Origin of the sequence: Citrobacter sp. RHBSTW-00017, from assembly GCF_013797615.1 — a bacterium.
In the GTDB taxonomy this organism is placed as follows: Bacteria; Pseudomonadota; Gammaproteobacteria; order Enterobacterales; family Enterobacteriaceae; genus Citrobacter; species Citrobacter braakii.
Window position 1 is genome coordinate 429,225 of record NZ_CP056899.1, and the last position, 24,412, is coordinate 453,636.

Genomic DNA, 24,412 nt, shown 5'->3' on the forward strand with positions numbered 1-24,412 from the left:
TTTTTTTAATTCCTTTGCGCAATTTTGTCGTCCTTAAGGTTAATCATTCTCAGTAACGGATACATTCACCAGCGCTTCCTGACCGTTTCGTATTACGGTGAACTGGGCAGAGTTTAAGGTTACAAATTCCTGTAGTGCCGCTTTTGCTGACGCTTCCTGAGTTAGCGGATGGTTGTTCATTTTGATCGCAATATCGCCAGGCCTGAGTCCGGTTGCTATAAAACGTTCAACCGGACCACGGGCGTTTAATCTGACGCCCTGTAGCGCTTCCTGCTGATAGATAAAGTTAGTAATAATGATGTCACTGAGGGAATGTGGCGCGCTGTCATGTGGCAGCGATGGTGCCGGTGCCCTGGAGGATATATCAGGCTCATCAATAAAAACGATGCGTTGCCGGGCTCCATTGTTATCAATCGTCACGCTATTATTATCAATATCCGTAATTTTTACGTCAGGGAGATCGTCAAGCTTATCTCCGGTACTGTAAAATTTTGCTTTCTCATTAATGGTGATAATAGCCTGTGAACGTGTTTTTAGCGTGCTCGCAATAATGCCATTTAGCTGGAGATCGAGCATCGAATTTTTAATTGAGACATCTTCTTTATTATCAGTCGCGTTTTCCCTACTGTTTTTCGGTAAATTCATTGGCAGCCTGAGGACAACGGACGTTATTGATTGACTGGTTTTGTTTTTCGTATTGATAGAATCAATAAATAATCTATAGGCATATGACGAATGAATAATAACAATGACACCGACAAAAAACATAACGCAGTACAGCACATCGTTACGCTTTCTCTTAAATATAAAGGTAAATTGCTTCGCGATAACATCCATTGTTAATAGCACGCCTGTTCTTTTCGGGAGAAGCATGATATAGGCTTACTTTCAGGTTTTCAATTTAATCGTCGGAACATGTCGTTTAATTCAAATATAAAAAATTGATAATATTTACCTGGCATATAATAAGTTAAATACCCGCATCAATTACTGGAACTTATCGATGACTGAACGCGAATTACCGTATGCAATTTACTCTTTTTCGCAACATACCCTTATCAAGAATATCTTTATTCATGAGCTGGGCGCTGGCGATGTGGGCGTATTATGCGGCAAACCGGGGTGTGGTAAATCGACGCTTATTTATCAGTTAGGTAAGGATTTTCCCGGCAGGGTAGTGGTGTTTACCGCCACCGGTTTATCTGGTTTCTGTCAATTGACACACACGGCGTGTACGCACGGAAAACTCCAGCCAGACTGGCGAGATGTGAGAATTAGCCGTTTCTGGTCAACGCTGATGCCTGCCCTTAGTCCGGCAGCGCAACCAATAATAATTGTCATTGATAATGCTGACGCACTCGCCAGACATCTTCCGGCATTTGTCGATAATTTCCGTCATCTGGCGGCTTCATTTGACGCTGGCGCCAGCTTGCTACTGGTGGGGGGCGAAGCGCTCAGGCGTAACCGACGACTTAAACGGCGTATTACGCTGTCGGCGATCATCGCTGCGCCGACGGACGATGAATATCTTGATTTTATGCACCAACAGCAACTGCGTGAGGCGGATGGCGAGCCTGTGCGCATGCGTCATGAATTTGTGCGCAAAGCGGTTCGGGCAGTGCAGGGAAACCTGGCGTTGCTGAGGCGCATCGCCCGGGCGGCGAGAAAAATGGCAACGGACAGGCAAGCGGATGTGTTAACCGCTCAACAGGAAAAATTGTTGCTGGAAACATTTACTCTCCGCTCTTGCGTATTGCGCAAGGGAATATTGCCCGGACTTTACGCTGCGCTGGCTTTGACGTTCGGTTGGCTGGCGGTCGATGTTTTTCCCCTTCAACTTCCTGTGCCTGCCGGGTTAACGGTGGCGATGGCGCAAAAAAAGGAAAACCTGCCGGATATTAGCGATGCACGGGGAGGATTACGCGACGCCATGCAGCAATTATTCAGCGTCTGGGGATTCGACACAGCGCATGACGAGGCATGGTGTGACCAGGCCGATCGCGCTGAGTTGGTGTGCGAAAGCGGCAAGGAACGTTTAGATAACCTCATCAGGCGCGGGTTGCCGTGGATCGCGCATTTGAATATCGATAAACAACCGGTCTACGGTGTTGTGATGCGTGTATCAGGAAACGAGCTGGATCTTATCATTGATAATAAAACCTGGATCGTCAGTCAGGAGTGGCTGGCGAAGCACTGGCAGGGAAATTATACCCTGATGCTCAATTTAACGCCTGACAGGAAAATGCAGATCGGTGAAAAGAGTCCGGCGGAAACCATCATCTGGTTTGATACGATGCTGAGCCGCGCACTGGGCGTTCCCGGCGATAAATCAGGCTCATGGACGCCATGGTTAATCGAAAAGGTCAAAGCATTCCAGCAGCGGGAGAATTTGCCTGTGGATGGTAAGCCGGGAAAAGAGACGCTGATAAGGCTACGTCAGAGTCTTGGAGACGCGCCGGTATTAATCAATGAGGCGGCACCTGTGCTCACACATGTGTCATCTAAGGAGCGTATGTGATGATGCACATCTATCAACCCATTGATGCGAAAACAGTGTCGAGTTGCCGCTGGCGGCAGGCGCTGCATTCCTGTTGCTGGCTGTTGTGGGTCAGCCTGATGCTAATGTGCGGCTACTACGGACATTATGTCTGGTTGGTGCGCCATCCGACAACCACCACGCAGGGAGTGCCCGATTCTCAGGCGTATCGACTCTCGGATGTGCATTACATTTTTAAGCGGAAACCTCTGCCGATACGCATCGATTTACCCACCCAGAACGAAGAGGGTGACAGTATGTTGGAAGAGATTCCCTATGATGAAGCGTCCGGGCAGGAAGTGCCGGATGGCGAAGTATTGCGCTCACGTGTGCAACAAGCGCTGAGAGAAATCGATGGCAAATAGCCATAATCACTTGCATCCGTACTGGCTATACGTATAATACGCCAGCCTGTCAAATCTGACGGGTAGTTCGATATGAACTGTGGCGGTTTACCGTCAACAACGCTCCCAATCAGGGGGCTACGTAAGAACGGTTACACTCTCCCATCAATCGTAATGGGTTTGAGGAGTAACTATTTCGTCTATAAAATAATTGGAGCTCTGGTCTCATGCAGAACCAAAGAATCCGTATCCGTTTGAAAGCGTTTGATCATCGTCTGATCGATCAATCAACCGCGGAAATCGTCGAGACTGCCAAGCGCACTGGTGCGCAGGTTCGTGGTCCGATCCCGCTGCCGACCCGCAAAGAGCGTTTCACCGTTCTGATCTCCCCGCACGTCAACAAAGACGCGCGTGATCAGTACGAGATCCGTACTCACAAGCGTCTGGTTGACATCGTTGAGCCAACTGAAAAAACCGTTGATGCTCTGATGCGTCTGGACCTGGCTGCCGGTGTAGACGTGCAGATCAGCCTGGGTTAATCAGGTCATCGAGCGATTGAGAGGTTGATACAATGATTGGTTTAGTCGGTAAAAAAGTGGGTATGACCCGCATCTTCACTGAAGATGGCGTATCTATCCCAGTAACCGTTATCGAAGTTGAAGCAAACCGCGTTACTCAGGTTAAAGATCTGGCTAACGATGGCTATCGCGCTGTTCAGGTTACCACCGGTGCTAAAAAAGCTAACCGCGTAACTAAGCCGGAAGCTGGTCACTTTGCTAAAGCTGGCGTAGAAGCTGGCCGCGGCCTGTGGGAGTTCCGCCTGGCAGATGGTGAAGAATACACCGTTGGTCAGAACATTAGCGTTGAACTGTTTGCTGACGTTAAAAAAGTTGACGTAACCGGTACCTCTAAAGGTAAAGGTTTCGCTGGTACCGTTAAGCGCTGGAACTTCCGTACTCAGGACGCTACTCACGGTAACTCCTTGTCCCACCGCGTTCCGGGTTCTATCGGTCAGAACCAGACTCCGGGCAAAGTGTTTAAAGGCAAGAAAATGGCAGGTCAGCTGGGCAACGAACGTGTAACCGTTCAGAGCCTGGACGTAGTACGTGTTGACGCTGAGCGCAACCTGCTGCTGGTTAAAGGTGGTGTTCCGGGTGCGACCGGTTGCGACCTGATCGTTAAACCAGCTGTGAAGGCGTAAGGGGATAGCAATGGAATTAGTATTGAAAGACGCGCAGAGCGCGCTGACTGTTTCCGAAACTACCTTCGGTCGTGATTTCAACGAAGCGCTGGTTCACCAGGTTGTTGTTGCTTATGCAGCTGGTGCTCGTCAGGGTACTCGTGCTCAGAAGACTCGTGCTGAAGTAACTGGTTCAGGCAAAAAGCCGTGGCGCCAGAAAGGTACCGGCCGTGCGCGTTCAGGTTCTATCAAGAGCCCGATCTGGCGTTCAGGTGGCGTGACCTTCGCTGCTCGTCCACAGGACCACAGTCAAAAAGTTAACAAAAAGATGTACCGCGGCGCGCTGAAAAGCATTCTGTCCGAACTGGTACGTCAGGATCGTCTGATCGTTGTCGAATCATTCTCTGTAGAAGCGCCTAAAACTAAGCTGCTGGCACAGAAACTGAAAGACATGGCTCTGGAAGATGTGCTGATCATCACCGGTGAGCTGGACGAAAACCTGTTCCTGGCTGCGCGCAACCTGCACAAGGTTGACGTACGCGATGCAACTGGTATCGACCCGGTTAGCCTGATCGCCTTCGACAAAGTCGTAATGACTGCTGATGCTGTTAAGCAAGTTGAGGAGATGCTGGCATGATTCGTGAAGAACGTCTGCTGAAAGTGCTGCGCGCACCGCACGTTTCTGAAAAAGCGTCTACTGCGATGGAAAAAACTAACACCATCGTTCTCAAAGTTGCTAAAGACGCGACCAAAGCAGAAATCAAAGCTGCTGTGCAGAAACTGTTTGAAGTCGAAGTCGAAGTCGTTAACACCCTGGTAGTTAAAGGGAAAGTTAAACGTCACGGACAGCGTATCGGTCGTCGTAGCGACTGGAAAAAAGCTTACGTCACCCTGAAGGAAGGCCAGAATCTGGACTTCGTCGGCGGCGCTGAGTAAGTCGGAGGAGTAATACAATGGCAGTTGTTAAATGTAAACCGACATCTCCGGGTCGTCGCCACGTTGTTAAAGTGGTCAACCCAGAGCTGCACAAGGGCAAACCTTTTGCTCCGCTGGTTGAAAAAAACAGCAAATCCGGTGGTCGTAACAACAATGGCCGCATCACCACTCGTCACATCGGTGGTGGTCACAAGCAGGCTTATCGTATTGTTGACTTCAAACGCAACAAAGACGGTATCCCGGCAGTTGTTGAACGTCTTGAGTACGATCCGAACCGCTCCGCGAACATCGCGCTGGTTCTGTACAAAGACGGTGAACGCCGTTACATCCTGGCCCCTAAAGGCCTGAAAGCTGGCGACCAGGTTCAATCTGGCGTTGATGCTGCAATCAAAGCAGGTAACACCCTGCCGATGCGCAATATCCCGGTTGGTTCTACCGTTCATAACGTAGAAATGAAACCAGGTAAAGGCGGTCAGCTGGCACGTTCCGCTGGTACTTACGTTCAGATCGTTGCTCGTGATGGTGCTTATGTCACCCTGCGTCTGCGTTCTGGTGAAATGCGTAAAGTCGAAGCAGACTGCCGTGCAACTCTGGGCGAAGTTGGCAATGCTGAGCATATGCTGCGCGTTCTGGGTAAAGCAGGTGCTGCACGCTGGCGTGGTGTTCGTCCTACCGTTCGCGGTACTGCGATGAACCCAGTCGACCACCCACATGGTGGTGGTGAAGGTCGTAACTTTGGTAAGCACCCGGTAACTCCGTGGGGCGTTCAGACCAAAGGTAAGAAGACCCGCAGCAACAAGCGTACTGATAAATTCATCGTACGTCGCCGTAGCAAATAATTTTAGAGGATAAGCCATGCCACGTTCTCTCAAGAAAGGTCCTTTTATTGACCTGCACTTGCTGAAGAAGGTAGAGAAAGCGGTGGAAAGCGGAGACAAGAAGCCCCTGCGCACTTGGTCCCGTCGTTCAACGATCTTTCCTAACATGATCGGTTTGACCATCGCTGTCCATAATGGTCGTCAGCACGTTCCGGTATTTGTTTCCGACGAAATGGTCGGTCACAAACTGGGTGAATTCGCACCGACTCGTACTTATCGCGGCCATGCTGCTGATAAAAAAGCGAAGAAGAAATAAGGTAGGAGGAAGAGATGGAAACTTTAGCTCAACATCGCCATGCTCGTTCTTCTGCTCAGAAGGTTCGCCTTGTTGCAGACCTGATTCGCGGTAAGAAAGTGTCGCAGGCTCTGGATATTCTGACCTACACCAATAAGAAAGCGGCTGTACTGGTCAAGAAAGTCCTGGAATCTGCCATTGCTAACGCTGAACACAACGATGGCGCTGACATTGACGATCTGAAAGTTACGAAAATTTTCGTAGACGAAGGCCCGAGCATGAAGCGCATTATGCCGCGTGCAAAAGGTCGTGCAGATCGCATCCTGAAGCGCACCAGCCACATTACTGTGGTTGTGTCCGATCGCTGAGACTCTGGAGACTAGCAATGGGTCAGAAAGTACATCCTAATGGTATTCGCCTGGGTATTGTAAAACCATGGAACTCAACCTGGTTTGCGAACACCAAAGAATTCGCTGACAACCTGGACAGCGATTTTAAAGTACGTCAGTACCTGACTAAGGAACTGGCTAAAGCGTCTGTATCTCGTATCGTTATCGAGCGTCCGGCTAAGAGCATCCGTGTGACCATTCACACCGCTCGCCCGGGTATCGTTATCGGTAAGAAAGGTGAAGACGTAGAAAAACTGCGCAAAGTCGTAGCGGATATTGCTGGCGTTCCTGCTCAGATCAATATCGCCGAAGTGCGTAAACCTGAACTGGATGCAAAATTGGTTGCTGACAGCATCACTTCTCAGCTGGAACGTCGTGTTATGTTCCGTCGTGCTATGAAGCGTGCTGTACAGAACGCAATGCGTCTGGGCGCTAAAGGTATTAAAGTTGAAGTTAGCGGCCGTCTGGGCGGCGCGGAAATCGCACGTACCGAATGGTACCGCGAAGGTCGCGTACCTCTGCACACTCTGCGTGCTGACATCGACTACAACACCTCTGAAGCGCACACCACTTACGGTGTAATCGGCGTTAAAGTGTGGATCTTCAAAGGCGAGATCCTGGGTGGTATGGCTGCTGTTGAACAACCGGAAAAACCGGCTGCGCAACCTAAAAAGCAGCAGCGTAAAGGCCGTAAATAAGGAGCGTCGCTGATGTTACAACCAAAGCGTACAAAATTCCGTAAAATGCACAAAGGCCGTAACCGCGGTCTGGCGCAGGGTACGGATGTTAGCTTCGGCAGCTTCGGTCTGAAAGCTGTTGGCCGTGGTCGTCTGACTGCCCGTCAGATCGAAGCAGCACGTCGTGCTATGACCCGTGCAGTTAAGCGTCAAGGTAAGATCTGGATCCGTGTATTCCCGGACAAACCGATCACTGAAAAGCCGCTGGCAGTGCGTATGGGTAAAGGTAAAGGTAACGTGGAGTATTGGGTTGCCTTGATTCAGCCGGGTAAAGTCCTGTATGAAATGGACGGCGTACCGGAAGAGCTGGCCCGTGAAGCATTCAAGCTGGCAGCAGCGAAACTGCCGATTAAAACCACCTTTGTAACTAAGACGGTGATGTAATGAAAGCAAAAGAGCTGCGTGAGAAGAGTGTTGAAGAGCTGAACACCGAGCTGCTGAATCTGCTGCGTGAGCAGTTCAACCTGCGTATGCAGGCTGCAAGTGGCCAGCTGCAACAGTCTCACCTGTTGAAGCAAGTGCGTCGTGATGTCGCACGCGTTAAGACTTTACTGACTGAGAAGGCGGGTGCGTAATGACCGATAAAATCCGTACTCTGCAAGGTCGCGTTGTTAGCGATAAAATGGAGAAATCCATCGTTGTTGCTATCGAACGTTTTGTGAAACACCCGATCTACGGTAAATTCATTAAGCGTACGACCAAACTGCACGTACATGACGAGAACAACGAATGCGGTACTGGTGACGTGGTTGAAATCCGCGAATGCCGTCCGCTGTCCAAGACTAAGTCCTGGACGCTGGTTCGCGTTGTAGAGAAAGCCGTTCTGTAATACAGTAGGCATTCTCAACGAATAAACGGCTCAGCGATGAGCCGTTTATTTTTTCTACCCATATCGTTGAAGCGGTGTTATAATGCCGCGCCCCCGATATGGGGCTTTTTTAACGACCTGATTTTCGGGTCTCAGTAGTAGTTGACATTAGCGGAGCACTAAAATGATCCAAGAACAGACTATGCTGAACGTCGCCGACAACTCCGGTGCACGTCGCGTAATGTGTATCAAGGTTCTGGGTGGCTCGCACCGTCGCTACGCAGGCGTCGGCGATATCATCAAGATCACCATCAAGGAAGCAATTCCGCGTGGTAAGGTCAAAAAAGGTGATGTGCTGAAGGCGGTAGTGGTGCGCACCAAGAAGGGTGTTCGTCGCCCGGACGGTTCTGTCATTCGCTTCGATGGTAATGCATGCGTTATTTTAAACAATAACAGCGAGCAACCTATCGGTACGCGTATTTTTGGGCCGGTAACTCGTGAACTTCGTAACGAGAAGTTCATGAAAATTATCTCTCTGGCACCAGAAGTACTCTAAGGAGCGAATCATGGCAGCGAAGATCCGTCGTGATGACGAAGTTATCGTGTTAACCGGTAAAGATAAAGGTAAACGCGGTAAAGTTAAGAATGTCCTGTCTTCCGGCAAGGTCATTGTTGAAGGTATCAACCTGGTTAAGAAACATCAGAAGCCGGTTCCGGCCCTGAACCAACCAGGCGGCATTGTAGAGAAAGAAGCAGCTATTCAGATCTCTAACCTTGCTATCTTCAACGCGGCAACCGGCAAGGCTGACCGTGTAGGCTTTAGATTCGAAGACGGCAAAAAAGTCCGTTTCTTTAAATCTAACAGCGAAACTATCAAGTAATTTGGAGTAGTACGATGGCGAAACTGCATGATTACTACAAAGACGAAGTAGTCGCTAAACTCATGACTGAGTTTAACTACAATTCTGTCATGCAAGTCCCTCGGGTCGAGAAGATCACCCTGAACATGGGTGTTGGTGAAGCGATCGCTGACAAGAAACTGCTGGATAACGCAGCAGCTGACCTGACAGCAATCTCCGGTCAAAAACCGCTGATCACCAAAGCACGCAAATCAGTTGCAGGCTTCAAAATCCGTCAGGGCTATCCGATCGGCTGTAAAGTAACTCTGCGTGGCGAACGCATGTGGGAGTTCTTTGAGCGCCTGATCACTATTGCTGTTCCACGTATCCGTGACTTCCGTGGCTTGTCCGCTAAGTCTTTCGACGGTCGTGGTAACTACAGCATGGGTGTCCGTGAGCAGATCATCTTCCCAGAAATCGACTACGATAAAGTCGACCGCGTGCGTGGTTTGGATATTACCATTACCACTACTGCGAAATCTGATGAAGAAGGCCGTGCTCTGCTGGCTGCCTTTGACTTCCCGTTCCGCAAGTAAGGTAGGGTTACTGAATGGCTAAGCAATCAATGAAAGCACGCGAAGTAAAGCGCGTAGCTTTAGCTGATAAGTACTTCGCAAAACGCGCTGAACTGAAAGCTATTATCTCTGATGTGAACGCGACCGACGAAGATCGTTGGAACGCAGTTCTCAAGCTGCAGTCTCTGCCGCGTGATTCCAGCCCGTCCCGTCAGCGTAACCGCTGCCGTCAAACAGGTCGTCCGCATGGCTATGTGGGCAAGTTCGGGTTGAGCCGTATCAAACTGCGTGAAGCCGCTATGCGCGGTGAAGTACCAGGCTTGAAAAAGGCTAGCTGGTAATTACCAATTGAATCACGGGAGTAAAGACAGATGAGCATGCAAGATCCGATCGCGGATATGCTGACCCGTATCCGTAACGGTCAGGCCGCGAATAAAGCTGCGGTCACCATGCCTTCCTCCAAGCTGAAAGTGGCAATTGCCAACGTGCTGAAGGAAGAAGGTTTTATTGAAGATTTTAAAGTTGAAGGCGACACCAAGCCGGAACTGGAACTTACTCTTAAGTATTTCCAGGGTAAAGCTGTTGTAGAAAGCATTCAGCGTGTCAGTCGCCCAGGTCTGCGCATTTATAAGCGTAAAGACGAGCTGCCGAAAGTTATGGCTGGCATGGGTATCGCAGTTGTTTCTACCTCTAAAGGTGTTATGACTGATCGTGCAGCGCGCCAGGCTGGTCTTGGTGGCGAAATTATCTGCTACGTAGCCTAATCGGAGGAAAAAATGTCTCGTGTTGCTAAAGCACCGGTCGTTATTCCTGCCGGCGTTGATGTAAAAATCAACGGTCAGGTTATTACGATCAAAGGTAAAAACGGCGAGCTGACTCGTACTCTCAACGATGCTGTTGCAGTAAATCATGCAGATAATGCACTGACCTTCGGTCCGCGTGATGGTTACGCAGATGGATGGGCTCAGGCTGGTACCGCGCGTGCCCTGCTGAATGCAATGGTTGTCGGTGTTACCGAAGGCTTCACTAAGAAGCTACAGCTGGTTGGTGTAGGTTATCGTGCAGCGGTTAAAGGGAATGTAGTAAACCTGGCTTTAGGTTTCTCTCACCCTGTTGACCATCAGCTGCCTGCGGGTATTACTGCAGAATGTCCGTCTCAGACTGAAATCGTGCTGAAAGGCGCTGATAAACAGCTGATCGGTCAGGTTGCAGCAGATCTGCGCGCCTACCGTCGTCCTGAGCCTTATAAAGGCAAGGGTGTTCGTTACGCCGACGAAGTCGTGCGTACCAAAGAGGCTAAGAAGAAGTAAGGTAACACTATGGATAAGAAATCTGCTCGTATCCGTCGTGCGACCCGCGCACGCCGCAAGCTCCAGGAGCTGGGCGCAACTCGCCTGGTGGTACATCGTACCCCGCGTCATATTTACGCACAGGTAATTGCACCGAACGGTTCTGAAGTTCTGGTAGCTGCTTCTACTGTAGAAAAAGCTATCGCTGAACAATTGAAGTACACCGGTAACAAAGACGCTGCTGCAGCTGTAGGTAAAGCTGTTGCTGAACGCGCTCTGGAAAAAGGCATCAAAGATGTTTCTTTTGACCGTTCCGGGTTCCAATATCATGGTCGTGTCCAGGCACTGGCAGATGCTGCCCGTGAAGCTGGCCTTCAGTTCTAAGGTAGAGGTGTAAGATGGCTCACATCGAAAAACAAGCTGGCGAACTGCAGGAAAAGCTGATCGCGGTTAACCGCGTATCTAAAACCGTTAAAGGTGGTCGTATTTTCTCCTTCACAGCTCTGACTGTAGTTGGTGATGGTAACGGTCGCGTTGGTTTTGGTTACGGTAAAGCGCGTGAAGTTCCAGCAGCGATCCAGAAAGCGATGGAAAAAGCCCGTCGCAATATGATTAACGTCGCGCTGAACCACGGCACCCTGCAGCACCCGGTTAAGGGTACTCACACGGGTTCTCGTGTATTCATGCAGCCGGCTTCCGAAGGTACCGGTATCATCGCCGGTGGTGCAATGCGCGCCGTTCTGGAAGTCGCTGGAGTTCGTAACGTTCTGGCTAAAGCCTATGGTTCTACTAACCCGATTAACGTGGTTCGTGCAACTATCGATGGCCTGGAAAATATGAAATCTCCGGAAATGGTCGCTGCCAAGCGTGGTAAATCCGTTGAAGAAATTCTGGGGAAATAAACCATGGCAAAGACTATTAAAATTACTCAAACCCGCAGTGCAATCGGTCGTCTGCCGAAACATAAGGCAACGCTGCTTGGCCTGGGTCTGCGTCGTATTGGTCACACCGTAGAGCGCGAGGATACTCCTGCTGTTCGTGGTATGGTCAACGCGGTTTCCTTCATGGTTAAAGTTGAGGAGTAAGAGATGCGTTTAAATACTCTGTCTCCGGCCGAAGGCTCTAAAAAAGCGGCTCGCCGCCTGGGTCGTGGTATCGGTTCTGGCCTCGGTAAAACCGGTGGTCGTGGTCACAAAGGTCAGAAGTCTCGTTCTGGCGGTGGCGTACGTCGCGGTTTCGAGGGTGGTCAGATGCCTCTGTACCGTCGTCTGCCGAAATTCGGCTTCACTTCACGTAAAGCAGCGATTACAGCCGAAGTTCGTCTGTCTGACCTGGCTAAAGTTGAAGGCGGTGTTGTAGACCTGAACACGCTGAAAGCAGCTAACATTATCGGTATCCAGATCGAGTTCGCGAAAGTGATTCTGGCTGGTGAAGTCACTACTCCGGTAACTGTTCGTGGCCTGCGTGTTACTAAAGGCGCTCGTGCTGCTATCGAAGCTGCTGGCGGTAAAATCGAGGAATAAGTAGCAGATGGCTAAACAACCGGGATTAGATTTTCAAAGTGCCAAAGGTGGCTTAGGCGAGCTGAAACGCAGACTGCTGTTTGTAATCGGCGCGCTGATTGTGTTCCGTATTGGCTCTTTCATTCCGATCCCTGGTATTGATGCCGCTGTACTTGCCAAACTGCTTGAGCAACAGCGAGGCACCATCATTGAAATGTTTAACATGTTCTCTGGTGGTGCTCTCAGCCGTGCTTCTATCTTTGCTCTGGGGATCATGCCGTATATTTCGGCGTCGATTATTATCCAGCTGCTGACGGTGGTTCATCCAACGCTGGCAGAAATTAAGAAAGAAGGGGAGTCTGGTCGTCGTAAGATCAGCCAGTACACCCGCTACGGTACTCTGGTGCTGGCAATATTCCAGTCGATCGGTATTGCTACCGGTCTGCCGAATATGCCTGGTATGCAGGGCCTGGTAATGAATCCAGGCTTTGCATTCTATTTCACCGCTGTTGTAAGTCTGGTTACAGGGACGATGTTCCTGATGTGGTTGGGCGAACAGATTACTGAACGTGGTATCGGCAACGGTATCTCAATCATTATCTTCGCCGGTATTGTCGCGGGACTCCCGCCAGCCATTGCCCATACTATCGAGCAAGCGCGTCAAGGCGACCTGCACTTCCTCGTGTTGCTGTTGGTTGCAGTATTAGTATTTGCAGTGACGTTCTTTGTTGTATTTGTTGAGCGTGGTCAACGCCGCATTGTGGTAAACTACGCGAAACGTCAGCAAGGTCGTCGTGTCTATGCTGCACAGAGCACACATTTACCGCTGAAAGTGAATATGGCGGGGGTAATCCCGGCAATCTTCGCTTCCAGTATTATTCTGTTCCCAGCGACCATCGCGTCATGGTTCGGGGGCGGGACTGGTTGGAACTGGCTGACAACAATTTCGCTGTATTTGCAGCCTGGGCAACCGCTTTATGTGTTACTCTATGCGTCTGCAATCATATTCTTCTGTTTCTTCTACACGGCGTTGGTTTTCAACCCGCGTGAAACAGCAGATAACCTGAAGAAGTCCGGTGCATTTGTACCAGGAATTCGTCCGGGAGAGCAAACGGCGAAGTATATCGATAAAGTAATGACCCGCCTGACTCTGGTTGGTGCGCTCTACATTACCTTTATCTGCCTGATCCCGGAGTTCATGCGTGATGCAATGAAAGTACCGTTCTACTTCGGTGGGACCTCACTGCTTATCGTTGTTGTCGTGATTATGGACTTTATGGCTCAAGTGCAAACTCTGATGATGTCAAGTCAGTACGAGTCTGCATTGAAGAAGGCGAATCTGAAAGGCTACGGCCGTTAACAGTCGCCCGAGAAGTTACGGAGAGTAAAAATGAAAGTTCGTGCTTCCGTCAAGAAATTATGCCGTAACTGCAAAATCGTTAAGCGTGATGGTGTCATCCGTGTGATTTGCAGTGCCGAGCCGAAGCATAAACAGCGCCAAGGCTGATTTATTCGCATATTTTTCTTGCAAAGTTGGGTTGAGCTGGCTAGATTAGCCAGCCAATCTTTTGTATGTCTGTGCGTTTCCATTTGAGTATCCTGAAAACGGGCTTTTCAGCATGGTGCGTACATATTAAATAGTAGGAGTGCATAGTGGCCCGTATAGCAGGCATTAACATTCCTGATCAGAAACATGCTGTGATCGCATTAACTTCGATCTACGGCGTCGGCAAGACCCGTTCTAAAGCCATTCTGGCTGCCGCGGGTATCGCTGAAGATGTTAAGATCAGTGAGCTGTCTGAAGAACAAATCGACACGCTGCGTGACGAAGTTGCCAAATTTGTCGTTGAAGGTGATCTGCGCCGTGAAGTTAGCATGAGCATCAAGCGCCTTATGGACCTTGGTTGCTATCGCGGTTTGCGTCATCGTCGTGGTCTCCCGGTTCGCGGTCAGCGTACCAAGACCAACGCACGTACCCGTAAGGGTCCGCGCAAACCGATCAAGAAATAATCGGGGTGATTGAATAATGGCAAAGGCACCAATTCGTGCACGTAAACGTGTAAGAAAACAAGTCTCTGACGGCGTGGCTCATATCCATGCTTCTTTTAACAACACCATCGTTACCATTACTGATCGTCAGGGTAACGCACTGGGTTGGGCAACAGCCGGTGGTTCCGGTTTCCGTGGTTCTCGCAAATCCACTCCGTTTGCAGCTCAGGTTGCAGCAGAGCGTTGCGCTGAAGCCGTAAAAGAATACGGTATCAAGAATCTGGAAGTTATGGTCAAAGGACCGGGTCCAGGTCGCGAATCTACTGTTCGTGCTCTGAACGCCGCTGGTTTCCGCATCACTAATATTACTGATGTGACTCCGATCCCTCATAACGGTTGTCGTCCGCCGAAAAAACGTCGCGTATAACGCTGTCGTTTCTAGGATTGTTGGAGAAAGAAAATGGCAAGATATTTGGGTCCTAAGCTCAAGCTGAGCCGTCGTGAGGGCACTGACTTATTCCTTAAGTCTGGCGTTCGCGCGATCGATACCAAGTGTAAAATTGAACAAGCTCCTGGCCAGCACGGTGCGCGTAAACCGCGTCTGTCTGACTATGGTGTGCAGTTGCGTGAAAAGCAAAAAGTTCGCCGTATCTACGGTGTGCTGGAGCGTCAGTTCCGTAACTACTACAAAGAAGCAGCACGTCTGAAAGGCAACACCGGTGAAAACCTGTTGGGTCTGCTGGAAGGTCGTCTGGACAACGTTGTATACCGTATGGGCTTCGGTGCCACTCGTGCAGAAGCACGTCAGCTGGTCAGCCATAAAGCAATTATGGTAAACGGTCGTGTTGTTAACATCGCTTCTTATCAGGTTAGTCCGAATGACGTTGTTAGCATTCGTGAGAAAGCGAAGAAGCAGTCTCGCGTGAAAGCCGCTCTGGAGCTGGCTGAGCAGCGTGAAAAGCCAACCTGGCTGGAAGTTGATGCTGGCAAGATGGAAGGTACGTTCAAGCGTAAGCCGGAGCGTTCTGATCTGTCTGCGGACATTAACGAACACCTGATCGTCGAGCTTTACTCCAAGTAAAGCTTAGTACCAAAGAGAGGACACAATGCAGGGTTCTGTGACAGAGTTTCTAAAACCGCGCCTGGTAGATATCGAGCAAGTGAGTTCGACGCACGCCAAGGTGACCCTTGAGCCTTTAGAGCGTGGCTTTGGCCATACTTTGGGTAACGCACTGCGCCGTATTCTGCTCTCATCGATGCCGGGTTGCGCGGTGACCGAGGTTGAGATTGATGGTGTACTACATGAGTACAGCACCAAAGAAGGCGTTCAGGAAGATATCCTGGAAATCCTGCTCAACCTGAAAGGGCTGGCGGTGAGAGTTCAGGGTAAAGATGACGTTATTCTTACCTTGAATAAATCTGGCATTGGCCCTGTGACTGCAGCCGACATTACCCATGATGGTGATGTCGAAATCGTCAAGCCACAGCACGTGATCTGCCACCTGACCGATGAGAATGCATCTATTAGCATGCGTATCAAAGTTCAGCGCGGTCGTGGTTATGTGCCGGCTTCTACCCGAATTCATTCGGAAGAAGATGAGCGCCCAATCGGCCGTCTGCTGGTCGACGCATGCTACAGCCCTGTAGAGCGTATTGCCTACAATGTTGAAGCAGCGCGTGTAGAACAGCGTACCGACCTGGACAAGCTGGTCATCGAAATGGAAACCAACGGTACAATCGATCCTGAAGAGGCGATTCGTCGTGCGGCAACCATTCTGGCTGAACAACTTGAAGCTTTCGTTGACTTACGTGATGTACGTCAGCCGGAAGTTAAAGAAGAGAAACCAGAATTCGATCCGATCCTGCTGCGCCCTGTTGACGATCTGGAATTGACTGTCCGCTCTGCTAACTGCCTCAAAGCAGAAGCTATCCACTATATCGGTGATCTGGTACAGCGTACTGAGGTTGAGCTTCTTAAGACGCCTAACCTTGGTAAAAAATCTCTTACTGAGATTAAAGACGTGCTGGCTTCCCGTGGACTGTCTCTGGGCATGCGCCTGGAAAACTGGCCACCGGCAAGCATCGCTGACGAGTAACCGGATCACAGGTTAAGGTTTTACTGAGAAGGATAAGGTCATGCGCCATCGTAAGAGTGGTCGTCAACTGAACCGCAACAGCAGCCATCGCCAGGCTATGTTCCGCAATATGGCAGGTTCACTGGTTCGTCATGAAATCATCAAGACGACTCTGCCGAAAGCGAAAGAGCTGCGTCGCGTAGTTGAGCCGCTGATTACTCTTGCCAAGACTGATAGCGTAGCTAATCGTCGTCTGGCATTCGCCCGCACTCGTGATAACGAGATCGTGGCAAAACTGTTTAACGAACTGGGCCCGCGTTTCGCGAGCCGCGCCGGTGGTTACACTCGCATTCTGAAGTGTGGCTTCCGTGCAGGCGACAACGCGCCGATGGCATACATCGAGCTGGTTGATCGTTCAGAGAAAACAGAAGCTGCTGTAGAGTAATCTGTAGTAACGTAAAAAAACCCGCCTCGGCGGGTTTTTTTATATCCGTCATATCCCCACTTACCTACAATATCTGTACTCTTTTTGTTCATCACTGGAGTGTTGTATGTGGTTACTGGACCAGTGGGCAGAGCGCCATATTATTGATGCACAGTCTAAAGGTGAGTTTGATGGTTTGCATGGTACTGGAGAACCGTTGGTTCTTGACGATGATTCCCACATTCCGCCTGAACTTCGAGCCGGATTCCGTTTATTAAAAAATGCGGGATGTCTTCCTCCTGAGCTAGAGCAGCGCAGAGAGGCAATACAGCTGCTTGAAATACTTGCAGGGATCCGCAAAGATGATCCCCATTATCAGGAAGTGAGTCGAAGACTGTCACTACTGGAACTGAAACTACGGCAGGCTGGACTCAGCACCGAGTTTTTACACGGTGAATACGCAGATAAGCTGCTACAGAAGATCAACGACGAATAGCGGAGATAGCATGTACCGTATTGGTGAATTAGCGAAACTGGCTGACGTGACGCCTGATACTATCCGCTACTATGAAAAGCAGCAGATGATGGAACATGAAATACGTACAGAAGGCGGGTTTCGTCTCTATACGGAAAGCGATCTTCAGCGTCTAAAGTTTATTCGCTATGCCCGTCAGCTTGGTTTCACTCTGGAATCGATCCGCGAACTGCTTTCGATCCGCATCGATCCCGAACACCATACCTGCCAGGAATCAAAAGGGATCGTCCAGGAAAGATTGCAGGAAGTGGAAGCGAGAATAGCTGAGCTTCAGGCGATGCAACGGTCGCTGCAGCGATTGAATGACGCGTGTTGTGGCAAGGCACACAGCAGCGTGTACTGCTCTATCCTTGAAGCACTTGAGCAAGGCGCCAGTGGATCACCATCAGGCTGTTGATTTATTGAACGGTCAGGTCTACACTCGCGGCGTAAATTACGACAACCGGAGGTATTATGAGTCGTTATCAGCACACTAAAGGGCAGATAAAAGATAACGCCATTGAGGCGCTTCTACATGACCCACTGTTCAGGCAGCGCGTTGAGAAAAATAAGAAAGGGAAAGGAAGTTATCTACGTAAAGGTAAACATGGTAATCGGGGTAACTGGGAGGCCAGTGGCAAGAAAGTCATTCACTTTTTTACCACTGGCCTTCTTGTTTCAGTGAGTGCTTAAGAGCGGTTATTCTGTTCTTTCAGCAGGTCACGAATTTCACTCAGCAATACTTCTTCTTTCGATGGCGCTGGCGGTGCTGCTGGCTCTTCCGCTTTTTTACGGTTCAGTTTGTTGATCAGCTTGATTGCCATAAAGATAGCAAACGCAACAATAACGAAATCAAAGATATTCTGAATAAATACACCGTAATGCATAACGACTGCAGGGATATCTCCCTGTGCATCACGTAGTGTTAAAGCAAACTGTTTAAAATCAATTCCACCAATTAACAACCCCAGCGGCGGCATGATGATATCGGCAACCAGTGATGAAACAATCTTCCCAAATGCCGCACCAATAATGACACCCACTGCCAAATCGACAACATTCCCGCGCATCGCGAATTCGCGAAATTCTTTAATAATGCTCATCTTATTCTCCCTATGCAGCTGACGTTTATAAGTTTAACAAATGTTTAGGCAATTTCCATTTATGTATTGCCTAAATAGAAATTTATTAAACCATGAAAAATAGAGGGAAATAATTTAGGCGCAGTTTCAGCGCCCAAATTATTACAGGAAGAACGGACTTGGCTGGAATAGTCGCTCGACGTCGGTAATAAACTTTTTATCTGTCAGGAACATAATTACGTGATCGCCCTGTTCAATACGCAGGTTATCATTGGCAATCATCACATCGTTACCACGCACAACGGCGCCAATAATGGTTCCTGGTGGAAGTTTAATTTCATCAATTGAGCGACCCACAACCCGTGACGTCGTTTCATCACCGTGTGCAACGGCTTCAATGGCTTCCGCGACGCCACGGCGCAGTGAAGATACACCAACAATATCCGCTTTACGCACATGACTGAGCAGCGCAGAGATGGTTGCCTGCTGCGGTGAAATCGCAATATCGATCACGCTGCCTTGCACCAGATCGACGTATGCTCTGCGTTGGATCAACACCATCACTTTCTTGGCGCCCATCCGTTTGGCAAGCATCGCCGACATGATATTCGCTTCATCATCGTTGGTTACCGCAATGAACAGATCAACCTGATCGATATGTTCTTCCGCCAGCAGCTCTTGATCCGAGGCATCACCAAAAAAGACGATCGTATTTTGCAGTTTCTCTGCAAGCTCGGATGCGCGCTGTTGATTACGTTCAATCAGTTTGACGCTGTAATCTTTTTCTAGTCGCCGTGCCAGCCCCGCGCCAATATTCCCACCGCCCACTAACATAATGCGTTTGTAAGGCTTTTCCAGACGCTGTAATTCGCTCATTACGGCGCGAATATGCTGCGAGGCCGCGATGAAGAAAACTTCATCACCCGCTTCAACAATGGTAGAACCTTGCGGACGGATCGGTCGGTCATGACGGAAAATCGCCGCAACGCGGGTATCGATGTGCGGCATATGCTCACGCATTGTCGACAGCGCATTACCAATCAGCGGCCCACCGTAATAGGCTTTCACCACGGCCAGGCTGACTTTTCCTTCGGCAAAATTCACTACCTGCAATGCGCCCGGATATTCAATCAGGCGATAAATGCTATCGATAACCAGTTGCTCAGGCGCAATCAGGTGATCGATAGGCACCGCATCAGATTGAAATAGCTTGTCCGCATCACGAACGTAATCCGGTGAACGAATACGAGCGATACGATTAGGCGTGTTAAACAGTGAATAAGCTACCTGGCAGGCAACCATATTTGTTTCATCTGAGCTGGTTACGGCAACCAGCATATCGGCATCGTCAGCACCGGCTTCACGTAGAACGCGGGGATGCGAACCATGCCCTTGCACGACACGGAGATCAAACTTGTCCTGCAGGCTACGCAGGCGCTCACCATTGGTATCGACTACCGTGATATCGTTGTTCTCTCCGACCAGGTTTTCAGCCAGCGTACCGCCAACTTGCCCTGCGCCCAGAATGATAATTTTCATCAGTCGCGACCCGTTATCTCATCACTTTTTGATTAGCTTAGCGTAAAAGAAGCCATCACCATCTTCCGCACTCGGTAAATTCTGATGTCCAGGTTTTTCCGGCGTACCAGTGACGCTTAATACCGCATCTGGCGTGCGCGCAAGGAAGGCGGCAATTTGCTGTTGGTTTTCTTCTGGCAGGATAGAGCAGGTTGCATAAACCAGCGTGCCGCCAGGTTTAAGATGTGGCCAGGTTGCATTCAGGATTTCAGCCTGCAACTGGGCAAGTTCAGCAATATCCCGGTCGCGACGCAGCCATTTGATATCCGGATGGCGACGGATCACTCCGGTGGCAGAACACGGAGCGTCCAGCAAAATACGGTCAAACTGTTGTTCACCGCACCACTGCTGTGGATAGCGGCCATCACCCTGTTTTACGGTTGCCTTCATACCCAGACGTTTTAGATTGTCGAAAACGCGCGATAAGCGTTTTTCATCAACATCGACAGCCATTACGTTAGCGTGCGGAGCAACTTCCAGAATGTGAGTGGTTTTGCCCCCCGGCGCACAGCATAGGTCGAGGAGCTGTTCACCGTCCTCCGGCAACAGATAGTTTATGCATCCTTGAGCGGAAGCATCCTGGACGGTTACCCAGCCTTCATCAAAACCAGGGAGGGCGTGCACAGGAGCTGGCGTTTCCAGACGCACTGCATCCGGGTAATCTGGATGCGGGAAACCGGTTAATCCCGCTTCGGTCAGCAGGTCCAGCCAGGCATCGCGCGTATGATGGTTACGATTGACACGTAACCACATCGGCGGTCGCTGGTTATTGGCTTCAAGAATGGCTTCCCACTGCTGCGGATAAGCGGTCTTAATACGTTTAACCAGCCAGGAGGGGTGTAAGAAACGTAAATCGCTTTGAGAGAATTCAGCCAGTAGCTCTTCTTGACGGCGCTGAAACTGGCGCAGCACGCCGTTGATCAGCCCTTTAAGCTGCGGACGCTTAATAACGACCGCGCCTTCTACGGTCTCTGCCAAAGCAGCATGTGGTGGAATACGAGTATGCAGCAGTTGGTAGAAGCCCACCATGATCAGATAGTGAACAGTGCGCTGTTTGCCCGTCATTGGACGTTCCATCAACTGCTGGATCATCCACTCCAGTTGGGAGAGTGTACGCAACACGCCGAAGCAAAGCTCCTGCAACAGTGCTTTGTCTTTATCGGCAACTTTTTGCTGCATGGCGGGCAGCACGTTGCTTAATGATTGTCCCTTTTCGACAACCTGTTCGACGGCCTGGGCCGCCATACTGCGTAAATTAAGATGTTTTTTCATAAGCGCAAAAATAAAAATGCCCGGAGATACCGGGCTTAAAGAGATGAACCGTCATACCAGACGGTTACCGGGTACAAACCATTCCCGGCGCGAATTAAGCAGATCCTGCGCGCTCATGGCTTTTTTACCGGCAGGTTGCAAAGAGACGAGATTCAGGATGCCGTCGCCCGTTGCGACCTGGATACCCTGTTTTGTCGCCTCAAGAATAGTGCCTGGTGCGGCCTGTGTGTTCGCTGTAATAACCGTAGCTTGCCAGACTTTCACTGGCTGGCCGTCGATTTCAAGCCAGCTCATTGGCCACGGGTTAAAGGCGCGGATGCAGCGTTCCAACTGAGCGGCTGAAAGCGACCAGTCGATACGGGCCTCTTCTTTGCTGAGTTTTTCTGCATGCGTAACCAGTGATTCATCTTGTACAACGGGTTTTATGGTGCCAGCCGCCAGCTGTTTTAGCGTTTCAATCAGCCCCTGAGGCCCTAAATCTGCCAGCTTATCGTATAACGAACCGCTGGTATCTTCTGCAGTTATCGGGCAGGACAGCTTAAGCAGCATATCACCGGTGTCGAGGCCAACATCCATCTGCATGATGGTCACACCAGTTTCGGCGTCGCCTGCCCACAGTGAGCGCTGGATTGGGGCTGCGCCACGCCAGCGTGGAAGCAGGGAACCGTGAACGTTGATACAACCCAGACGCGGCATTTCCAGTACGGCTTTTGGCAGTATCAGGCCATATGCTACCACTACCATCACGTCTGCGCGTAAATCAGCAACCAGCTGCTGGTTTTCCTGAGGACGAAGAGAGACGGGTTGGAAAACCGGTATCCCTTTTTCTTCCGCCAGCACTTTTACCGGGCTGGGCATCAGCTTTTTACCGCGTCCCGCCGGACGGTCCGGTTGGGTAAACACGCCAACGACGTTATGTCCAGAAGACAACAGCGCGTCGAGATGACGCGCTGCAAAGTCAGGTGTACCCGCAAAAATAATACGTAGTGAGTCTGACACGTTGATTCTTGTCCTTAAGCTCGGGCGTTCAGGCGGTCGAGTTTTTCAACTTTCTGACGAATGCGTTGTTGCTTCAACGGAGACAGATAATCGATAAACAGTTTACCGACCAGGTGATCCATTTCATGTTGAATGCAGATAGCCAGCAGGCCATCGGCTTCCAGTTCAAAAGATTTGCCGTTGCGATCGAGCGCCCGAATTTTTACTTTCTCTGCGCGCGGTACTAACGCACGCTGTTCGGGAATAGACAGGCAGCCTTCTTCAATACCTGTTTCGCCGTCTTTTTCCAGCAGCTCTGGGTTAATGAGTACCAACTGCTCGTCGCGATTTTCAGAGACATCAATAACAATGATGCGCTGATGAATATCGACCTGAGTTGCTGCCAGACCGATACCTTCTTCGGCGTACATCGTTTCGAACATATCATCAACGATACGCTGAATTTCTGCATTCACTTCTTCGACCGGTTTTGCGACTTTGCGAAGGCGCTCGTCCGGAATATGTAACACTTGCAAAACTGACATAGTTATCCAGAGTTGTGTTCAGGAGTTGAAAAGATTATTACCTCTATTCTAGACAAAACCCCCTCTGATTGACAGCATCAGTGACCAATCGCAAAGATTGCCAGGACTGCTTGTGGCAGGGGAACAGGGATGACCAATATCGAAATTTGGCTACGTTTAGCACAAGTGAATGAACTGTATGGTGATGAGATGGTGCGCGTTGCCCACTGGCTCAATACTCAGCCGTGTATTAACAACGTGGTACTTCATCATGCTGGACTCTCTCCCCGCCAGGCCCGGCGCTTTTTAACCTTTCCAGATCAGACGCTGGAAAAAACGCTGCGCTGGCTTGAACAGCCCAACCATCATTTTGTGGTTGCCGACAGCGAGCATTATCCGGCACAGCTCCGTGCAATTGAGGATTATCCTGGGGTGCTTTTTGTGGCAGGAAATCCCATATGCCTTAGCTCGTTTCAGGTTGCCGTCGTCGGTAGCCGACAGCACTCCTGGTATGGCGAACGCTGGGGGCGGCTGTTTTGTGAAAAGCTTGCAGCATGCGGCGTGACGATCACCAGCGGCCTGGCCCGGGGGATTGATGGTGTGGCGCACAATGCTGCGATAAACCGAGAAGGCACGAGTATTGCGGTGCTGGGAAATGGGCTTGAGACCATTCATCCACGACAGCATGTCAGTCTGGCTAAACGACTGATTGAGGCTGGAGGCGCACTGGTGTCTGAGTTCCCATTAGATACGCTTCCTTTGCCGCGCAATTTTCCCCGACGAAATCGCATTATTAGTGGTCTAAGTAAAGGAGTCCTGGTTGTAGAAGCTGCTCAGCGTAGCGGGTCACTGGTCACTGCGCGTTGTGCACTGGAACAAGGGCGGGAGGTTTTTGCGTTGCCTGGACCGATTGGGAGTCCGGGAAGTGAAGGTCCACATTGGCTTATTCAGCAGGGAGCCACGCTTGTGACGGCCCCAGAAGAAATTCTGGAAAATTTGCAATATGGGCTGCAATGGTTGCCAGATGAACCTGAAAAATCAATTTATTCGCCAGATCACGAAGAGGTGGCATTGCCATTTCCGGAGCTCCTGGCTAACGTAGGAGATGAGGTAACACCTGTTGACGTCGTCGCTGAACGTGCCGGCCAACCTGTGCCAGAGGTAGTGGCTCAACTGCTCGAACTGGAGTTAGCAGGATGGATCGCAGCTGTACCCGGCGGCTATGTCCGATTGAGGAGGGCATGCCATGTTCGACGTACTAATGTATTTGTTTGAGACATATATCCATAACGAAGCTGAGCTGCGTGTGGATCAGGACAAACTGGAACGGGATCTTACCGACGCTGGTTTTGATCGAGAAGACATCTACAACGCGTTACTTTGGCTGGAAAAGCTTGCTGATTATCAGGATGGTCTTGCCGAACCTATGCAGCTGGCATCCGATCCTCTTTCTATACGTATTTATACCGCAGAAGAGTGTGATCGACTGGATGCAAGCTGTAGAGGGTTCCTGCTATTCCTGGAACAGATTCAGGTGCTAAACCTCGAAACACGAGAAATGGTCATTGAGCGCGTACTCGCGCTGGATACGGCAGAGTTCGATCTGGAAGATCTGAAGTGGGTGATCCTGATGGTGCTTTTCAATATTCCAGGTTGTGAAAATGCCTATCAGCAAATGGAAGAATTACTCTTTGAAGTGAATGAAGGTATGCTGCATTAATCAATCTT

The 24,412-nt window shown here is 50.1% G+C and carries 41 protein-coding genes; 35 read left to right on the forward strand and 6 right to left on the reverse strand.

Features of this window, described 5'->3' with window-relative positions; genetic code table 11:
* Positions 1 to 39: 39 nt before the first annotated feature.
* Positions 40 to 837 (reverse strand): type II secretion system protein GspC, encoded by a 798-nt coding sequence (gene gspC, locus HV037_RS01975; RefSeq protein ID WP_016157609.1) that lies wholly within the window; start codon positions 835 to 837, stop codon positions 40 to 42.
* 166 nt (positions 838 to 1,003) lie between these two features.
* Between gspC and HV037_RS01980 the strand changes: the two genes are divergently transcribed.
* The 33 genes from HV037_RS01980 (at position 1,004) to arfA (ending at position 17,943) form a co-directional block, all read left to right on the forward strand.
* Positions 1,004 to 2,518: a peptidoglycan-binding protein gene (locus tag HV037_RS01980; protein ID WP_103283378.1), complete on the forward strand. Its 1,515-nt coding sequence runs from the start codon at positions 1,004 to 1,006 to the stop codon at positions 2,516 to 2,518.
* Positions 2,518 to 2,901, forward strand: coding sequence for a hypothetical protein (locus tag HV037_RS01985; protein WP_049270594.1), 384 nt, complete (start codon positions 2,518 to 2,520; stop codon positions 2,899 to 2,901). The genes HV037_RS01980 and HV037_RS01985 overlap by 1 nt, the downstream gene beginning before the upstream one ends.
* Before the next feature lie 206 nt (positions 2,902 to 3,107).
* Positions 3,108 to 3,419 carry a 30S ribosomal protein S10 gene (gene rpsJ, locus HV037_RS01990; RefSeq protein WP_001181005.1) on the forward strand — a complete coding sequence of 104 codons (312 nt, stop codon included), beginning with the start codon at positions 3,108 to 3,110 and terminating at the stop codon, positions 3,417 to 3,419.
* 32 nt (positions 3,420 to 3,451) lie between these two features.
* Positions 3,452 to 4,081: a 50S ribosomal protein L3 gene (gene rplC, locus HV037_RS01995; RefSeq protein ID WP_003031117.1), complete on the forward strand. Its 630-nt coding sequence runs from the start codon at positions 3,452 to 3,454 to the stop codon at positions 4,079 to 4,081.
* A 10-nt stretch (positions 4,082 to 4,091) separates the two neighbouring features.
* Positions 4,092 to 4,697: a 50S ribosomal protein L4 gene (rplD, locus tag HV037_RS02000; RefSeq protein WP_003031119.1), complete on the forward strand. Its 606-nt coding sequence runs from the start codon at positions 4,092 to 4,094 to the stop codon at positions 4,695 to 4,697.
* Entirely contained in the window at positions 4,694 to 4,996 is a 303-nt protein-coding gene (rplW, locus tag HV037_RS02005) for a 50S ribosomal protein L23 (RefSeq protein ID WP_000617546.1), read from the forward strand. The genes rplD and rplW overlap by 4 nt, the downstream gene beginning before the upstream one ends.
* Before the next feature lie 17 nt (positions 4,997 to 5,013).
* Entirely contained in the window at positions 5,014 to 5,835 is an 822-nt protein-coding gene (rplB, locus tag HV037_RS02010) for a 50S ribosomal protein L2 (RefSeq protein ID WP_016154746.1), read from the forward strand.
* A 16-nt stretch (positions 5,836 to 5,851) separates the two neighbouring features.
* On the forward strand, positions 5,852 to 6,130 hold the full coding sequence (gene rpsS / locus HV037_RS02015) for a 30S ribosomal protein S19 (RefSeq protein WP_001138115.1): 279 nt from the start codon (positions 5,852 to 5,854) through the stop codon (positions 6,128 to 6,130).
* Between the two features lie 14 nt (positions 6,131 to 6,144).
* Positions 6,145 to 6,477, forward strand: a complete 333-nt coding sequence (rplV, locus tag HV037_RS02020; RefSeq protein ID WP_000448832.1) for a 50S ribosomal protein L22 — start codon at positions 6,145 to 6,147, stop codon at positions 6,475 to 6,477.
* Positions 6,478 to 6,494: 17 nt separating this feature from the next.
* The gene (gene rpsC / locus HV037_RS02025; protein ID WP_000529945.1) at positions 6,495 to 7,196 is read left to right on the forward strand and encodes a 30S ribosomal protein S3; all 702 of its coding nucleotides are present in this window, start codon (positions 6,495 to 6,497) and stop codon (positions 7,194 to 7,196) included.
* A 12-nt stretch (positions 7,197 to 7,208) separates the two neighbouring features.
* Positions 7,209 to 7,619: a 50S ribosomal protein L16 gene (rplP, locus tag HV037_RS02030; protein ID WP_000941212.1), complete on the forward strand. Its 411-nt coding sequence runs from the start codon at positions 7,209 to 7,211 to the stop codon at positions 7,617 to 7,619.
* On the forward strand, positions 7,619 to 7,810 hold the full coding sequence (gene rpmC, locus HV037_RS02035; RefSeq protein WP_000644742.1) for a 50S ribosomal protein L29: 192 nt from the start codon (positions 7,619 to 7,621) through the stop codon (positions 7,808 to 7,810). The genes rplP and rpmC overlap by 1 nt, the downstream gene beginning before the upstream one ends.
* On the forward strand, positions 7,810 to 8,064 hold the full coding sequence (rpsQ, locus tag HV037_RS02040; RefSeq protein WP_003031120.1) for a 30S ribosomal protein S17: 255 nt from the start codon (positions 7,810 to 7,812) through the stop codon (positions 8,062 to 8,064). Before rpmC ends, rpsQ begins: the two co-directional genes overlap by 1 nt.
* A 163-nt stretch (positions 8,065 to 8,227) precedes the next feature.
* Positions 8,228 to 8,599, forward strand: coding sequence for a 50S ribosomal protein L14 (gene rplN / locus HV037_RS02045; protein WP_000613954.1), 372 nt, complete (start codon positions 8,228 to 8,230; stop codon positions 8,597 to 8,599).
* A 10-nt stretch (positions 8,600 to 8,609) separates the two neighbouring features.
* On the forward strand, positions 8,610 to 8,924 hold the full coding sequence (gene rplX / locus HV037_RS02050; protein ID WP_003031122.1) for a 50S ribosomal protein L24: 315 nt from the start codon (positions 8,610 to 8,612) through the stop codon (positions 8,922 to 8,924).
* A gap of 14 nt (positions 8,925 to 8,938) precedes the next feature.
* Positions 8,939 to 9,478, forward strand: coding sequence for a 50S ribosomal protein L5 (rplE, locus tag HV037_RS02055; RefSeq protein ID WP_003031123.1), 540 nt, complete (start codon positions 8,939 to 8,941; stop codon positions 9,476 to 9,478).
* Positions 9,479 to 9,492: 14 nt separating this feature from the next.
* Entirely contained in the window at positions 9,493 to 9,798 is a 306-nt protein-coding gene (rpsN, locus tag HV037_RS02060) for a 30S ribosomal protein S14 (protein WP_003031125.1), read from the forward strand.
* Positions 9,799 to 9,828: 30 nt separating this feature from the next.
* Positions 9,829 to 10,221, forward strand: a complete 393-nt coding sequence (rpsH, locus tag HV037_RS02065; protein ID WP_003031127.1) for a 30S ribosomal protein S8 — start codon at positions 9,829 to 9,831, stop codon at positions 10,219 to 10,221.
* A 12-nt stretch (positions 10,222 to 10,233) separates the two neighbouring features.
* Complete coding sequence (gene rplF / locus HV037_RS02070) at positions 10,234 to 10,767, forward strand: 50S ribosomal protein L6 (protein ID WP_003031129.1); 534 nt, start codon at positions 10,234 to 10,236, stop codon at positions 10,765 to 10,767.
* Positions 10,768 to 10,776: 9 nt separating this feature from the next.
* Positions 10,777 to 11,130, forward strand: a complete 354-nt coding sequence (gene rplR / locus HV037_RS02075; RefSeq protein ID WP_000358960.1) for a 50S ribosomal protein L18 — start codon at positions 10,777 to 10,779, stop codon at positions 11,128 to 11,130.
* 14 nt (positions 11,131 to 11,144) lie between these two features.
* Positions 11,145 to 11,648 carry a 30S ribosomal protein S5 gene (gene rpsE / locus HV037_RS02080; protein WP_003031131.1) on the forward strand — a complete coding sequence of 168 codons (504 nt, stop codon included), beginning with the start codon at positions 11,145 to 11,147 and terminating at the stop codon, positions 11,646 to 11,648.
* 3 nt (positions 11,649 to 11,651) lie between these two features.
* Entirely contained in the window at positions 11,652 to 11,831 is a 180-nt protein-coding gene (gene rpmD / locus HV037_RS02085) for a 50S ribosomal protein L30 (RefSeq protein ID WP_001140434.1), read from the forward strand.
* A gap of 3 nt (positions 11,832 to 11,834) precedes the next feature.
* A complete protein-coding gene (gene rplO, locus HV037_RS02090) occupies positions 11,835 to 12,269 on the forward strand; it encodes a 50S ribosomal protein L15 (RefSeq protein WP_003031132.1) in 435 nt (144 codons plus the stop codon).
* Between the two features lie 7 nt (positions 12,270 to 12,276).
* Positions 12,277 to 13,608 carry a preprotein translocase subunit SecY gene (secY, locus tag HV037_RS02095; RefSeq protein WP_001118864.1) on the forward strand — a complete coding sequence of 444 codons (1,332 nt, stop codon included), beginning with the start codon at positions 12,277 to 12,279 and terminating at the stop codon, positions 13,606 to 13,608.
* Between the two features lie 30 nt (positions 13,609 to 13,638).
* Complete coding sequence (gene rpmJ, locus HV037_RS02100; RefSeq protein ID WP_000868187.1) at positions 13,639 to 13,755, forward strand: 50S ribosomal protein L36; 117 nt, start codon at positions 13,639 to 13,641, stop codon at positions 13,753 to 13,755.
* Between the two features lie 146 nt (positions 13,756 to 13,901).
* Positions 13,902 to 14,258 carry a 30S ribosomal protein S13 gene (gene rpsM, locus HV037_RS02105; protein WP_003031135.1) on the forward strand — a complete coding sequence of 119 codons (357 nt, stop codon included), beginning with the start codon at positions 13,902 to 13,904 and terminating at the stop codon, positions 14,256 to 14,258.
* A gap of 16 nt (positions 14,259 to 14,274) precedes the next feature.
* Positions 14,275 to 14,664 (forward strand): 30S ribosomal protein S11, encoded by a 390-nt coding sequence (gene rpsK, locus HV037_RS02110; protein WP_003031137.1) that lies wholly within the window; start codon positions 14,275 to 14,277, stop codon positions 14,662 to 14,664.
* Positions 14,665 to 14,697: 33 nt separating this feature from the next.
* Positions 14,698 to 15,318, forward strand: coding sequence for a 30S ribosomal protein S4 (gene rpsD / locus HV037_RS02115; protein ID WP_003031138.1), 621 nt, complete (start codon positions 14,698 to 14,700; stop codon positions 15,316 to 15,318).
* Positions 15,319 to 15,343: 25 nt separating this feature from the next.
* The gene (rpoA, locus tag HV037_RS02120; protein WP_003031139.1) at positions 15,344 to 16,333 is read left to right on the forward strand and encodes a DNA-directed RNA polymerase subunit alpha; all 990 of its coding nucleotides are present in this window, start codon (positions 15,344 to 15,346) and stop codon (positions 16,331 to 16,333) included.
* Between the two features lie 40 nt (positions 16,334 to 16,373).
* Entirely contained in the window at positions 16,374 to 16,757 is a 384-nt protein-coding gene (gene rplQ, locus HV037_RS02125; protein WP_103283379.1) for a 50S ribosomal protein L17, read from the forward strand.
* 106 nt (positions 16,758 to 16,863) lie between these two features.
* On the forward strand, positions 16,864 to 17,232 hold the full coding sequence (locus tag HV037_RS02130; protein ID WP_016157606.1) for a DUF1992 domain-containing protein: 369 nt from the start codon (positions 16,864 to 16,866) through the stop codon (positions 17,230 to 17,232).
* 10 nt (positions 17,233 to 17,242) lie between these two features.
* Positions 17,243 to 17,668 (forward strand): Zn(2+)-responsive transcriptional regulator, encoded by a 426-nt coding sequence (gene zntR / locus HV037_RS02135; protein WP_016154744.1) that lies wholly within the window; start codon positions 17,243 to 17,245, stop codon positions 17,666 to 17,668.
* 56 nt (positions 17,669 to 17,724) lie between these two features.
* A complete protein-coding gene (gene arfA / locus HV037_RS02140) occupies positions 17,725 to 17,943 on the forward strand; it encodes an alternative ribosome-rescue factor ArfA (protein WP_016157605.1) in 219 nt (72 codons plus the stop codon).
* On the opposite strand, the gene mscL is transcribed toward arfA, so the two are convergent.
* The 5 genes from mscL to def all read right to left on the reverse strand — a co-directional run bounded on the left by mscL (position 17,940) and on the right by def (position 22,705).
* Positions 17,940 to 18,353, reverse strand: coding sequence for a large-conductance mechanosensitive channel protein MscL (mscL, locus tag HV037_RS02145; RefSeq protein ID WP_016154742.1), 414 nt, complete (start codon positions 18,351 to 18,353; stop codon positions 17,940 to 17,942). The two genes, arfA and mscL, sit on opposite strands and share 4 nt — an antisense overlap.
* A gap of 141 nt (positions 18,354 to 18,494) precedes the next feature.
* Positions 18,495 to 19,871 carry a Trk system potassium transporter TrkA gene (gene trkA / locus HV037_RS02150; RefSeq protein ID WP_003031153.1) on the reverse strand — a complete coding sequence of 459 codons (1,377 nt, stop codon included), beginning with the start codon at positions 19,869 to 19,871 and terminating at the stop codon, positions 18,495 to 18,497.
* Positions 19,872 to 19,892: 21 nt separating this feature from the next.
* Entirely contained in the window at positions 19,893 to 21,182 is a 1,290-nt protein-coding gene (gene rsmB, locus HV037_RS02155) for a 16S rRNA (cytosine(967)-C(5))-methyltransferase RsmB (protein ID WP_103283380.1), read from the reverse strand.
* A 51-nt stretch (positions 21,183 to 21,233) separates the two neighbouring features.
* The gene (gene fmt, locus HV037_RS02160; protein ID WP_047501513.1) at positions 21,234 to 22,181 is read right to left on the reverse strand and encodes a methionyl-tRNA formyltransferase; all 948 of its coding nucleotides are present in this window, start codon (positions 22,179 to 22,181) and stop codon (positions 21,234 to 21,236) included.
* Between the two features lie 14 nt (positions 22,182 to 22,195).
* Entirely contained in the window at positions 22,196 to 22,705 is a 510-nt protein-coding gene (gene def / locus HV037_RS02165) for a peptide deformylase (RefSeq protein ID WP_003031159.1), read from the reverse strand.
* Positions 22,706 to 22,834: 129 nt separating this feature from the next.
* Here def and dprA point away from each other — a divergent pair, with 129 nt between their 5' ends.
* A complete protein-coding gene (dprA, locus tag HV037_RS02170; protein WP_103283381.1) occupies positions 22,835 to 23,959 on the forward strand; it encodes a DNA-protecting protein DprA in 1,125 nt (374 codons plus the stop codon).
* Positions 23,931 to 24,404, forward strand: coding sequence for a DUF494 family protein Smg (smg, locus tag HV037_RS02175; protein ID WP_003031162.1), 474 nt, complete (start codon positions 23,931 to 23,933; stop codon positions 24,402 to 24,404). The genes dprA and smg overlap by 29 nt, the downstream gene beginning before the upstream one ends.
* The last annotated feature ends 8 nt before the right edge of the window (positions 24,405 to 24,412 follow it).